Below are 12,397 nucleotides of genomic sequence, written 5' to 3'. Positions count from 1 at the left end.
CCAATCCTGGTCGGTGGGATGGAACAGAGGCCAGACATTGGGACGAGGATCGGTCCGGATCGGATGTTATGCGGAGTGGATCACAGAAATCATCCCTGATTGCAACGAAGAGTTACAGCTCCGCGGCCAGCCGGGTGGCTTGATCGATGGCGCGCTTGGCGTCGAGTTCGGCGGCGACATCCGCTCCGCCCACCCGATGCACCGCCACGCCGGCGCCGAGCAGCTCGTCTTCCAGCTCGCGCAGGGACTCCTGGCCCGCGCAGAGCACCACGTTGTCCACGTCCAGCACCTGCTCGGCGCCATCGGGCAGGCGCAGGTGCAGGCCGGCGTCGTCGATGCGCACGTATTCCACCCCACCGAGCGCCTTGACGCCACGCTGCTGCAGGCGCGCACGGTGGATCCAGCCGGTGGTCTTGCCAAGGCCCTTGCCGGGCTTGCCCGGCTTGCGCTGCAGCAACCAGACCTCGCGCGGCACGGCCGGCGGCGTCGCCGGGGCCAGCCCGCCACGGCTGCTGAAGCTGGGGTCTATGCCCCACTCGCGGTAGAAGGCGGTGACGGGCTCCGCCTCCTGGTGGCGATGGGTGAGGAAATCCGCCACGTCGAAACCGATGCCGCCGGCTCCGATCAGCGCCACCCGCCGCCCCACCGGCTGGCGCTCCAGCAGCACGTCCAGATAGCCCAGCACCTTGGGATGGTCGATACCGGGAATCGGCGGGACCCGCGGCGTCACCCCGGTGGCCAGGATCACCGCGGCGAAGCCCTCGGCCTGCAATTCAGCGGCGCTGACGCGATGATTGAGGCGGACATCCACCGCCAGTCGCTCCAGGCGACGCTGGAAATACCTCAGGGTCTCGCCGAATTCTTCCTTGCCGGGAATGCGCCGGGCCACATTGAACTGGCCGCCGATGCGTTCGCTGGCCTCGAACAGCACCACCTGGTGACCGCGCTCGGCCAGGGTGCAGGCGGCGGCCAGGCCCGCCGGTCCGGCGCCGACCACGGCAAAGCGGCGTGATTCGGCGGCGGGCAGGATCTGCAACTCGGTCTCGTGGCAGGCGCGCGGATTGACCAGGCAGCTGGTCAGCTTGCCGGCGAAGGTGTGATCCAGGCAGGCCTGGTTGCAGGCGATGCAGGTATTGATCTCGTCGGCGCGGCCGGCGGCGGCCTTGGCGACGAAATCCGCGTCAGCCAGCAACGGTCGGGCCATGGACACCAGGTCGGCCTGGCCAGCGGCGAGGATGGCTTCCGCCACCTCGGGGGTATTGATGCGGTTGGTGGCGATCAGCGGCACCCGCACCCGGCCCTTGAGCTGGGCGGTGACGGCGGCGAAGGCGCCGCGCGGCACCAGGGTGGCGATGGTGGGGATGCGCGCCTCGTGCCAGCCGATGCCGGTGTTGATCAGGCTGACCCCGGCATCTTCCAGCCAGAGCGCCAGCTGCAGGCATTCCTCGGGGGTGCTGCCCTGCTCCACCAGATCCAGCAGCGAGAGCCGGAAGATGATCAGGAAGTCCGGGCCAGTCGCAGCGCGGATGCCTGCGACGATGGCCAGCGGCAAGCGGCAGCGCTGGGCGAAGTCGCCGCCCCAACGATCCGTGCGGTGGTTGGTCCGCGCGGCGATGAACTGGTTGATGAAGTAGCCCTCGGACCCCATCACCTCGACGCCGTCGTAGCCGGCCTGTTGCGCCAGCGTGGCGCAGCGGATGAAGGCGGCGATCTGCCCCTCCACCTCGGCCTCGTCCAGTTCGCGCGGGGTGAAGGGATTGATCGGTGCCTGCAGCGCCGAGGGCGCCACCAGCTGGGGGTTATAGGCATAGCGACCGGCGTGCAGGATCTGCAGGCAGATACGCCCGCCGGCGGCATGCACCGCCTCGGTCACCGGCCGGTGGTGCTCGGCTTCCTCGGGCGTGGTCAACTTGGCCGCGCCCTTGGCCACCGCGCCCTCTTCGTTTGGCGCGATGCCGCCAGTGACGATCAGGCCGACCCCACCCCGCGCCCGCTCGGCGAAGAAGGCAGCCATCCGCGCGAAACCGCCCGGCCGTTCTTCCAGCCCCGTATGCATGGACCCCATCACCACACGATTGCGCAAGGTGATCGACCCCATGGGCAGGGGTTCGAGCAGATGCGGATAGCTATTAACAGGGGTGGTATTACTGGGGGCAAACTCGATCATGGCGGTCTCCGGTGGTTGGCCTTTCTGGGAAAGCCTGGCGCCACGATAGGAGCGGCGCGCCCCGGCCTCAATCACCAGAAATGACAACCTCTTTACCCAAATGCACAGCCACCCCTTGGCAGTGGCGGTCTGGTCTCCTACCCTGAGCACCTTCATCCCACCCGGCCACAGGAGCCGGGACCGCTCTGGAGTGCCGATGCGCAAGCTCGTGTTCCTGGTGCTGATCGCCCTGTTCGCCGTGCTGGCGGGCTGGGTGGCCCAGCGGCCAGCCTTCCATTATCTGTCGGACCTGCGCAGCAGCCTGGCGGTGGACCTGACCACCACGCCAGCCGCGGCCACCACCGGCAATCTATTGGGGATCGAGCCCGAGCTGATCGCCCTGGACTACGGCAATCCCGAGCGGCTGCGCCTCAAGCTCGACGCCTCTCTGGCCAATGCCCGTCGGCTGGGGCTGATCGGCACCCAGACCATCGTGGTGCTGCCCGAACACCTGGGCACACCCCTGGCGCTGATGGGCGAGAAACCCGAGGTCTATGCCGCAGCCCGCAGCGAAGAAGCCATCCAGTGGCTGCTGCTGGGCAATCCGCTGCGCGTGGCCCGTGCCTGGTTCCAGAGCGAGGGCGACCGGCGCCTGGCCGACAGCCTGTTGCGCATGAAGGCCTGGGACATGGCCAGCGCCTATCAGCAGCTCTTCGCCGGACTCGCTCGCCAGTACGGCGTCACCCTGGTGGCCGGCTCCATCGTTCTGCCCGGCCCGACCCTGGTCGACGGCGAGTTGCGGGTGGGCAGCGGACCGCTGCGCAACGTCACCCTGGTCTTTGGTCCCGACGGCAAGCCCCTGGGCCAGCCCCTGGTGCGACCGCTGACGGCACAAACGCACGGCGATGATCTCAGTCCGCCGCTGCTGCGGCTGGAGACGCCGCTGGGTCGCCTGGGCGTCATCCAGGGGAGCGACACCGGTCGCGTCGGCGTGCTCGACGATCCCCAGGTGGACCTGCTGGCGATCCCCGCCCTCGCCTCGGGCACCACCCCCGCACCGGCGCCCTTCGATGTGCAGCGCCTGCGCGCCGCCGGCATTCGCGCCGCCTTGGAAGTGCAGCTGCGCGGCCGTCTCTGGGAATGGCAGGCCGCTGGCGGCAGCCAGGCCTTTACCCCGGATGCGGCAGCGGCCACCGATCCCGCCCGGGCCGGCAGCAAGCTGATCAATCTGCGGCTATGAGTGCGCCGGCGCTGCGCCTGGGCGACCTCTCCACCGGCTTCGTGCTGGCGCTAGCGGCAGCCGTCGCCCAGCGGGGTGCCGATGCCGCCGGCCTGCTGGCACGCTTCGGCCTGACCGCGGCGCGGCTGGCCGAACCTGGCGGACGGCTGTCGATCCCTCACTACATGCGCCTGGGCCATGCCGCCTTGGAATTGACCGGTGATCCGGCGCTGGGCCTGGCCATGGGCCAGGCGATGCGCCCGGCCTTGCTCGGCCTTGCCGGCATCACCGTGGGCCAGGCGCCGGACGTGCGGCATGCCGCCGAGACGCTGCTGACCCTGGAGCCGCTCTATGGCCGCAACTACCGGGGCCGGTCGCGCTATGCGGCCCAGGGCCGCGACGCCTGGCTGCACTTCTATAGCATCAGCCCCTACAACGGCTACAACCGCTTCGTGGTGGACGTGGTGCTCAGCGCCTGGTTGGCGCTGCTGGGCACGGTGGCCGGGCAGGCGCTGCAACCGCGTCGCGTGCTCATCGAATACCCCGCGCCGGCGGATCCGGCACCCTACGCGGCCGCCTTCGGTTGCCCGGTGGAATTCGGCGCCGCCGAGAATGCCCTGCTGCTCGATGCCGCCAGCCTCAGCCTACCCGGCCCCGAACACTGCCCGGCCACCTGGCGCCAGCTGCTGGCCCTGAGCGAAGACGAGCACGGCCGCCTGACCCGGACCCGCGGGCTCACCGAGCGGGTGGTCGAGGTCATGGGGCCACTGCTGCGCCATGGCGAGCCGACCCTGGAGCAGATCGCCGGTCGACTGCGCCTGCCCCCCTGGACGCTGAGGCGCAAGCTGGCCGAGGAAGGTACCCAGTACCGCACCCTGCTCAACCTGACCCGTCGCGACCTGGCACTCGCCTATATCCGCGACACCGAGGCCAGTTTCGGCGAGATCGCCTACCTGCTCGGTTTCGCCTCTCCCGCGGCCTTCCAGCGCGCCTTCAAGCGCTGGACCGAACAGACGCCCGGCGACTGGCGACGGACCGCGCGCCTGGCCTGACCTGCGCGGTCCCCCGCCACGTGCGGCCCAGGCGCTACCAGTCGCTGCCCTGCCCAAGCAGCTCCAGGGCGTGGTGGCGCAATTCCAGCAGCCGGGGATCATCGCGCCTTCGGGGATAGGAGCGATCGACGACGATCTCGGCCAGTACCCGAGCCGGTCGCGCCGAGAACACCAGTACCCGGTCGCACAGCAGCAGGGCCTCTTCGACGTCATGGGTGACCAGCAAGGCGCTGTAGCGCTGGTGCTGCCAGAGACGAATCAGCTCGCTCTGCATGGCGATGCGGGTCAGGGAATCCAGCTTGCCCAGAGGCTCGTCGAGCAGCAGCAGCCGTGGCTCGTTGACCAGTGCCCGCGCCAGAGCCGCACGCTGCGCCATGCCCCCGGACAGCTGTCGCGGATAGGCGTTGCGAAACTCCAGCAGCCCGACCCGGCGCAGGGCCTCGTCCACCCGTTCGCGCTGGGTGGCGAGCAGGCCACGCGCCTGCAGACCGAGGGCGACGTTGTCCCAGACGCGGCGCCAGGGATAAAGGGTGGGGTCCTGGAACATCAGGACCCGGGAGTGATGCGGCCCCGAAATGGCGGCGCCATCGGCCAGCAGACTGCCACTCTGCACAGGCTCCAGGCCTGCCACCAGCCGCAGCAGGGTCGACTTGCCACAGCCCGAGGGACCCAGCAACCCCAGGCTTTCGCCGGCCGCCAGTTGCAGATCCACTCGGTCCAGCACGGGCAGCGGGCCATCCGCCAACTCGAAGGCGTGGCTCAGACCGCGCACCGCAATGACCATCCCCTTGGTTTCCGGGACTATCGAGGTTGCTGCACTCACCATTTCATCGTCCCCTTCTGCCAGGCCAGCACCCGGTCGCGGATAGCGAACAGCAGGGTGATCAACCCCGAACAGAGCAGTGCCATCACCAGCAGTGCCGCATACATGTTGGCGTAGGCTGCCCAGCCCTGGGCCCATTGCAGATACCAGCCGAGACCGGCCTTGACCCCCATCATCTCGGCCACCACCAGCACCGAGAAGGAGGCTCCCAGTCCCATGAACAGCCCGACGAATACCTGTGGCAAGGCCGCCGGGATGGCGACCCGCAGGATCAGGAAGGCATTGCTCGCGCCCAGGGTCCGTGCCACCTCGTAATAGGCGCGATCGACACTGGCGACGCCGGACCAGGTCAGTACGGTGACCGGGAACCAGGTGGCCAGGGCGATAAGAAAGACGCTCGCGCTCCAACTGGTGGGAAAGAAGAAGAAGCAGATTGGCAATAGCGCGGTGGACGGGATGGGACCGAGCAGGCGCAGCACCGGATGCACCCAGTAGCCGATGCGCTGGGACCAACCGATGGCGAGACCAGCGAGAAAACCGCAGAAGGCGCCGGCAGCGACCCCGTTGAGCAACAGCCACAGCGAGTGCGCCAGACTCAAGCCCAGCCGCGGCCAGTCGTCGACGAACACCTCGACCAGTGCCTGGGGCGGGGCGAAGAAGGGGACCGGCAGCAGCCGCAGCTTGGCGGTCGCCAGGGTCCAAAGCCCCAGTAGCAGGGGTAGCGCGATCAGCCAGGGCCCCGCACGCCGCAGCCTCGCCAGCAGCCGTTCGCTACGCCTGGGCAGTAGTGCCAGCAAGGCCAGGAGTCCGGCGACCACCGTGGCCGCTACGGCCAGTTCGCGGGTGAAAGGCCAGGGCCGCCCGTGCTCAGGATAGAACGGCAGGAACACCGCCAGGGCCAGCCAGGCCGCCGCGGCGAGCAGACCACCCCGCCAGGTGAGAGCGGTCGCCGGGACCGAGTGGATGCGCTCAAGCGAAGACGTCGGCATGGATGCTCTCCGCGAAGGCGAGGGGGTCGGTCCGCGGCCGCAGCACCTCGATCTGCTTGAGGTCACGGGCGTAGACGGCAATCTCCCTGACGAAGGCCTCGCCCACCGAGTAGTGAGCGTGGGTGTGTTCCCGCAGGATAGCCAGCAACTCCTCGCGGGAGCTGTTCACCGTGAGTGGCAGGAAGCGCTCGGCCACCACTTCGGGATGCTGCGCCGCCCAGGCGTGGGCCTGCAGGATGGCATGGGAGATGGCCGCTGCCACCGGCTTGTCCTGGCGCGCCAGGGTGCCGCTGACCCCGATCACGCAGCAGCTGAGGTTGGCGTAATCCTCCACCAAGTTGTTGGACAGTTCGACGATGCCAGGCCGCTGCTTGACCCGGTACATCATGGGGTCCGAGCCGCTGGCCGCCTGGATCTCGCCCTTGTCCAGCGCCGGGCCGAGCAGGTCCACCGGATACACTCGCCAGGTGATGTCGCGGCTGGGGTCGACGCCATGGCGTTTGAGCATCAGGGCGAAGAAGTTCTTGTCCGCCGCGGCCATGTCGGTAACGCCAATGGTGGCCCCCTTGAGCGCCGCCAGGTCGCCGGGGCCGCCCTGCCGCGCCAGCAGTCGCAGGCAACCGCCGTGGGTGCCGCCAGTGAGCTGGACGTCGAAGCCCTGCTCCAGCGCCTTGAGCCAGCGCAACGCCATGCCCACTGCGGCGTCGGCCTTGCCGGTGGCCATGGATTCCAGCAGTACCTCGGTGGAGTTGCCGAAGTTGACGAACTCCACGTCCAGGTTGTGCTGTTTGAAGATGCCCTGGGTATCGGCGACGGTCACCGGTGCCAGGCAGACGGCATTGAGATTGACCGCCAGCCGCACCTTGCGCGGCTCCGGCAAGGCCCAGCGCGCGGTGTCCTGCAGGAAATCCACCGGACTGGCCGCAGGGGCCACCCCATGGCCGGCGTGCCCTGCATGGACATCGCCCGCCTCGGCGGCGAAGCCCAGCCGGCCGACCAGCGCTGCAGCGGTAGCGGCACCCGCCATGCCGAGCAGGTGGCGGCGATTGAAGGTATGGATGGTCATGAAGCCTCCTGAACGTATCCGGGCAGGCTCCACAGCGTCGGGTGGCGTGCCGATGAAGATATAAAGAACGGATGAACCGACCTGCGACGGCCGCGGCGAGCCGCCTCCCGTCATGCCCGAGAGGAGCGAATCCACGTGCGGCGCGCATTAGCGCTAAGGCCGGACCAGCGCGATCGAGCCGATTCCGAGTCAGGTACCAGGCGCCCGCTCGCTCCCCCTGCTATCGGACGCTGAGCCTGACCGGGAACCGACGTCAGATACGCTGCGGCCATCCAATAGCGCGACGGTAAAACACCGGCGGATCATTGGTAGAATTCAATTTAGAACTAATCTAATATGCAAAATTTACATTTAATACCGATTGAATGCAGGACAGGTCATTTCTTGGCGTCGCCATTCGCCAGGGAGTCATCGCGCTGCCTGACGAGTCTATGTGGCCAGACTCGTCTTCCGGTACTGCTCAGGTCTTAACCATGTTCAAAGCCTTGCTCGCCCTGTTGCTGTTGTGCCTGGCATTGCCCCTGCGCGCCGCCGAACCCCCTGCCCAGGCGGCGACCGGCCTCGACCCCCAGCAGGCGCGCCAGGTCGCCGCCCTGCTGCAGGATCCGCAGCGGCGCCAGGAGCTAATCCTGACCTTGCAGGCCATCGCCAGCCAGCCGGCGAGCACGACCGGGACGAAGGCGGCGCCAGCGGCTACGGCAACCGCCGCCACTGCGCCAGCGGCAGCCGCCCCGCCGCCAGGCGAGGAAAAGGCGCTGGTACCGCTGGAAGCCAATGGCCTGATCGCCCAGACGCTCAGTCGCGTCGGTCGCTGGGCCGACAACCTGGGCAGCGAGCTGAACCAGGTGCAGCGGGCCGTGCGTACCCTGCCCGACTGGTCGCGCGCCAGCTTCACGTCCGAAGCGGGTCGCCGCGCCCTGCTGCAGGCCTTGCTGACCCTGGCCACCCTCTTTGCCGCTGGCCTGGTGGGCGAGTGGCTGATCCATCGGGCGCTCCGGCGCCCGCGGCAACGACTGCAGCGCCATGCCGATCTGGCCGACACCCGCGCCCGGCGCCAGGCCCAGCAGCAGGCGGCCCAGCAGTCCCCTGCTGAAGCGTCGGCACCGGCGGTCGAGGAGGCCGCTACCCGCCCGGCCGAAGCCGCGGTGGCCCTGGTCAAGACCCAGCGTGATGGCGTGGATCAACTCGAAGAGGTGCCCATCGCCCCGTCCGACAGCGCCGCACCTTCGCCAGCCGCGCCGGCGACCGAATCCACTACCACCGATTCCGCACCCGCCAACCGCGCCCGACCCAGCGCCGAGGAGCACTGGACCACCCTGCGGCACCTGCCCTTCGCCCTGGGACTGCTATTGCTGGAACTGCTGCCGCTATTGGCCTTCTGGGCCACGGCGGCGCTGCTGATCCACTATCTGGTGGGCGCGGATGCCAATCAGCGCGAGCTGGTCGGTGGCTTCCTCGGTGCCTATCTCACCACCCGCCTGGCGCTGATCGTCATCCGCCTGCTGATCGATCCCGCCGCCCACGGCATCCGCCTGCTCAAGGTCAGGACCGCCCTCGCCTGCACCCTGTTGCGCTGGCTGCACGCCTTCGTTGCCCTGGTCACCTTCGGCCTGGCGCTGGCCCAGGCCGCGGACATCCTGGGGGCCAACGAAGAGGGCCGTGAAGCCATCGTCAAGCTGGTCTCGCTGCTGGCCCATCTGCTGGTGGTAGGGCTGATCTTCCACGTGCGTCGACCGGTGGCCGCGCGGATCGCCGGGCGCCAGGACGGCAATGGTGCCCTGACCGTGCTGCGCGCCTGGCTGGGTCAGGTCTGGGCCGTATTCGCCGCCGTGTTCGTCATGGGTGGCTGGACCATGTGGGCGCTGGATATCGAGAACGGACTGCCGCGGCTGATGAATTTCGTCGCCCTCTCCGCTGGTATCGTCATCCTCGGACGCCTGGCGGCGGTGTTCCTGCTCGGCTTGCTGGGTCGGCTGTTCCAGCCGGCCACCACCGAAAGCGCCAGCGGCACCGAGCTGCACCTGCAGCGCTACTATCCGCTGGCGCGCTGGCTGGTGGGGGTGATCGTCACCCTGATCACCGTCCTGGCGCTGTTCCAGTCCTGGGGCTGGAGCGTGCTGGACTGGTTCGGCACAGGCAGCATCGGGCGCAGCCTGCTGTCCGCCTTTCTCACCATCCTCATCGCCGCCGTCATCGCCGTGGTGGTCTGGGAAGGCGCCAACGCCACGGTGAATCGTCGGCTGAGCAGCTGGAACGAACGCGGCGACACGGTGCGGGCCGCTCGCTTGCGCACCCTGCTGCCCATGCTGCGCACCGGGCTGTTCATCCTGGTCGCGCTGATCGTCGGCCTGACCGCCCTGAGCGAACTGGGCATCAACACCACGCCGCTGCTAGCCAGCGCCAGCATCATCGGGGTGGCCCTCGGCTTCGGCTCGCAGAAGCTGGTGCAGGACTTCATCACCGGCATCTTCCTGCTGCTGGAAAACGCCATGCAGGTAGGCGACTGGGTCACCGTGGCCGGTGTCTCAGGCACCGTGGAATACCTGTCGATCCGCACCGTGCGCCTGCGCGCCGGCGATGGCTCGCTGCACATCGTGCCCTTCAGCTCGGTGTCGGCGGTCAACAACATCAACCGCGGGCTGGGCAACGCCGCCCTGCGCATCAGCGTGGGCTACGGCGAAGACATCGAGCGCGTCATCGCCGAACTCAAGGACATCGGCGCAGGCATGCGTGCCGACGAGGCCTTCAAGGACCTGATCCTCGCCGATCTGGAGATCTGGGGCGTAGATGCCGTCGACGGCGCCATGGTGACCATCGCCGGGCAGATGAGATGCCTCGACAAGGGCCGCTGGGGCGTGCAGCGCGAACTCAACCGACGCATCCTCGAACGCTTCCGCGAGCGCGGCATCGAGATCGCCAATCCGCGCGCCAGTCTGCTGCTGCCCAGCGAAGCCGGTATCGTGCCCTCCTCGCCCATCCAGCCACGGCCTGCGGAGTGAACCCCGTGCAGTATCGCCAAGACGCCTTCAACGGCCTGATCATCGACGCCGCCTCGCTGCCGTCCACCCGCGAGGCCTTTGCCCCGGCGCTGGCCGAGTTGCTCGACAGCGCCCGGCGCGACGGACGCAATCTGATCTGGCTGACCCTGCCGCTGGCCCTTGGCGAACTGGTCGGGGTGGCCACCCGCGCCGGTTTCGTCTTTCACAACTGCCTGGAAGAGGAACTGACCCTGGTCTGGCGCGGCACACCGACCGCCTTCGCGCCCTTCGTCCCGACCCACAGCCTGGGTGTCGGCGGCCTGGTGCTGAACAGCCACGGCGAACTCCTGGCGATCCGCGAACGCGGCAGCCAGGGCTACAAGCTGCCGGGCGGCCATGTCGAGCTCGGCGAGGACCTGGGTCCTGCGGTGATCCGCGAGGTCTGGGAGGAAACCGGTATCCGCAGCGCCTTGCGCGGCGTGGTCGGGCTGGTGACCACCCACCCCTATCGCTTCGGCAAGTCCAATCTCTATGTGGTCTGCCGCCTCGACCCCCTGAGTGCGGAGATCGCCATCCAGGATCCGGACGAGATCGAGGATGCCCGCTGGCTGGCGCTGCCCGACTACCTGGCGGACCCGGGCAACAGCGCCTTCAATCGCGAGCTGGTGCGCAGCCTGGCCCATGCCGAAGGGCTGGCGCCCAGCGCCTTGAACAGCGAGCGCTATCCTAAGGCCGAAGTCTTTCTCGCTCAGTCGTCGAAGGACTGATCCATGCTCTCGGCCGGATGGGCGTCGCGCGGACGGCCCACCGGGCGGGCGGGAATGCCCACCACCGTGGTGTGGGGCGCCACCGGGTGCAGGACCACGCTGTTGGCACCGATCTTGGCGCCCTCGCCGATCTCCAGATTGCCGAGGATCTTGACCCCGGCGCCGATCATCACCCCGCGCCGCACCTTGGGATGGCGATCGCCCTGTTCCTTGCCAGTACCGCCCAGGGTCACCTGTTGCAGGATGGAGACGTCGTCTTCCACCACCGCGGTCTCGCCGATGACGATGCCGGTGCCGTGGTCGAGCATGATGCCGCGCCCCAGCCGCGCGGCCGGATGGATGTCGATGGCCAGCAGGCGATTGCAGCGCGCCTGCAGGTGCAGGGCCAGCAGGCGCTCGCCGTTGCGCCAGAGCGCATGGCTCAGGCGCTGGGTCTGCAACGCCAGGAAGCCCTTGGAGAACAGCAGGATCTCCAGCAGGCTGGCATAGGCCGGATCCCGCGCCAGCACGGCTTCCAGGTCCGCGCAGGCGGCCGCGGTCAATTCCGGCCACTCGGCGTGCAGCGCGGCGAAGCGCTCGGCGAGTGCCTCGGCCTGTCGCGGATCTTCCGCCAGGGCCTCGGCGCAGCGCCGCACCAGGACGGCGGCCAGATCCACCGGCTGCAGCAGCGCTCGCGTCAGGCCCTCGGCCAGGGCTGGGGCGTCGCGGCACCCTGCTTCGGCCTGGGCGCGCAGGAGTTGCCAGAGTTCGGTAGCGGAGCGAGGCGGCATGGCAGGAAAGGGTCCTTAACGGGGGGCGCCAAGCTTAGCGGGCGCGACCGCCAACGTCTTGTACATCAGGGTGGTGCTGTCTCGGCGTTCGGGCTGGCGAGCATCCAGGGCATAGCCGGGAATCCGGCCGACCACCTGATAGCCCAGGGACAGATAGAGCGGCTCGGCATGGTCGTCGCTACGGGTGTCCAGGGTCAGCAAGTCCCGCCCCTGGGCCTGGGCGGCCGCCTCCACCGCCTGCATCAGCCGACGCGCCAGCCCCTGGCGACGGCAGTCCGGATGCACCAGCAACTTGACCACCTCGGCGCGGTGCGGCTGATTGGCCGGGGTATCCAGCACCAGTTGCACGCTGCCGACCACCCGGTCGCCCTGCAGCGCGGCGAACAGCAGCCGGGTACCCTGGGCCAGGCCCGGGGCCACGGCCTCGGTCCAGAAGCGCCGATTCACGGCGTCACCCAGCGGCAGGATGAAGCCGATGCTGGCGCCCTGCTCGACACAGGCGGCCAGTAGTTGCTGGAATTCATTCAGATGCCTCGTGAAAGCGGCGGCATCGAGCTGTTCGATACGCAGGGAAGCACTCATGGACA

At 68.7% G+C, this 12,397-nt stretch carries 10 protein-coding genes; 4 read left to right on the top strand and 6 right to left on the bottom strand.

Translation table 11 applies throughout. From position 1 onward, the window contains the following. Positions 1–112: 112 nt before the first annotated feature. Positions 113–2,167: an NADPH-dependent 2,4-dienoyl-CoA reductase gene (locus tag NRG74_RS03830; RefSeq protein ID WP_257705738.1), complete on the bottom strand. Its 2,055-nt coding sequence runs from the start codon at positions 2,165–2,167 to the stop codon at positions 113–115. A gap of 196 nt (positions 2,168–2,363) precedes the next feature. Here NRG74_RS03830 and NRG74_RS03825 point away from each other — a divergent pair, with 196 nt between their 5' ends. Both NRG74_RS03825 and NRG74_RS03820 read left to right on the top strand, forming a co-directional pair. Further along, positions 2,364–3,386 (top strand): carbon-nitrogen hydrolase family protein, encoded by a 1,023-nt coding sequence (locus tag NRG74_RS03825; RefSeq protein ID WP_257705737.1) that lies wholly within the window; start codon positions 2,364–2,366, stop codon positions 3,384–3,386. Next, positions 3,383–4,417 carry an AraC family transcriptional regulator gene (locus tag NRG74_RS03820; protein ID WP_257705736.1) on the top strand — a complete coding sequence of 345 codons (1,035 nt, stop codon included), beginning with the start codon at positions 3,383–3,385 and terminating at the stop codon, positions 4,415–4,417. Before NRG74_RS03825 ends, NRG74_RS03820 begins: the two co-directional genes overlap by 4 nt. A gap of 34 nt (positions 4,418–4,451) precedes the next feature. Here NRG74_RS03820 and NRG74_RS03815 read toward each other — a convergent pair whose 3' ends face one another. From NRG74_RS03815 to NRG74_RS03805, 3 genes are read right to left on the bottom strand one after another with little or no spacing between them, the layout of a single operon-like run. Further along, complete coding sequence (locus NRG74_RS03815; RefSeq protein ID WP_160924494.1) at positions 4,452–5,243, bottom strand: ABC transporter ATP-binding protein; 792 nt, start codon at positions 5,241–5,243, stop codon at positions 4,452–4,454. Then, positions 5,237–6,229 (bottom strand): ABC transporter permease, encoded by a 993-nt coding sequence (locus NRG74_RS03810; protein WP_257705735.1) that lies wholly within the window; start codon positions 6,227–6,229, stop codon positions 5,237–5,239. The genes NRG74_RS03815 and NRG74_RS03810 overlap by 7 nt, the downstream gene beginning before the upstream one ends. Then, positions 6,210–7,295 (bottom strand): ABC transporter substrate-binding protein, encoded by a 1,086-nt coding sequence (locus NRG74_RS03805; RefSeq protein WP_257705734.1) that lies wholly within the window; start codon positions 7,293–7,295, stop codon positions 6,210–6,212. Before NRG74_RS03805 ends, NRG74_RS03810 begins: the two co-directional genes overlap by 20 nt. Before the next feature lie 473 nt (positions 7,296–7,768). Here NRG74_RS03805 and NRG74_RS03800 point away from each other — a divergent pair, with 473 nt between their 5' ends. Beyond that, on the top strand, positions 7,769–10,294 hold the full coding sequence (locus NRG74_RS03800) for a mechanosensitive ion channel domain-containing protein (RefSeq protein WP_257705733.1): 2,526 nt from the start codon (positions 7,769–7,771) through the stop codon (positions 10,292–10,294). A gap of 5 nt (positions 10,295–10,299) precedes the next feature. Then, positions 10,300–11,040: an NUDIX domain-containing protein gene (locus tag NRG74_RS03795; protein WP_257705732.1), complete on the top strand. Its 741-nt coding sequence runs from the start codon at positions 10,300–10,302 to the stop codon at positions 11,038–11,040. On the opposite strand, the gene cysE is transcribed toward NRG74_RS03795, so the two are convergent. Both cysE and NRG74_RS03785 read right to left on the bottom strand, forming a co-directional pair. After that, entirely contained in the window at positions 11,022–11,810 is a 789-nt protein-coding gene (gene cysE, locus NRG74_RS03790; RefSeq protein WP_093252473.1) for a serine O-acetyltransferase, read from the bottom strand. The two genes, NRG74_RS03795 and cysE, sit on opposite strands and share 19 nt — an antisense overlap. Positions 11,811–11,825: 15 nt before the next feature. Continuing rightward, a complete protein-coding gene (locus NRG74_RS03785) occupies positions 11,826–12,392 on the bottom strand; it encodes a GNAT family N-acetyltransferase (protein ID WP_093252478.1) in 567 nt (188 codons plus the stop codon). Between the last annotated feature and the right edge of the window lie 5 nt (positions 12,393–12,397).

It is taken from the genome of Pseudomonas oryzihabitans, from assembly GCF_024652905.1.
GTDB classification, from domain to species: domain Bacteria; phylum Pseudomonadota; class Gammaproteobacteria; order Pseudomonadales; family Pseudomonadaceae; genus Chryseomonas; species Chryseomonas benzopyrenica.
The sequence above is the reverse complement of the archived record's forward strand: the minus strand, read 5'-3'. Positions and strand labels throughout refer to the sequence as shown.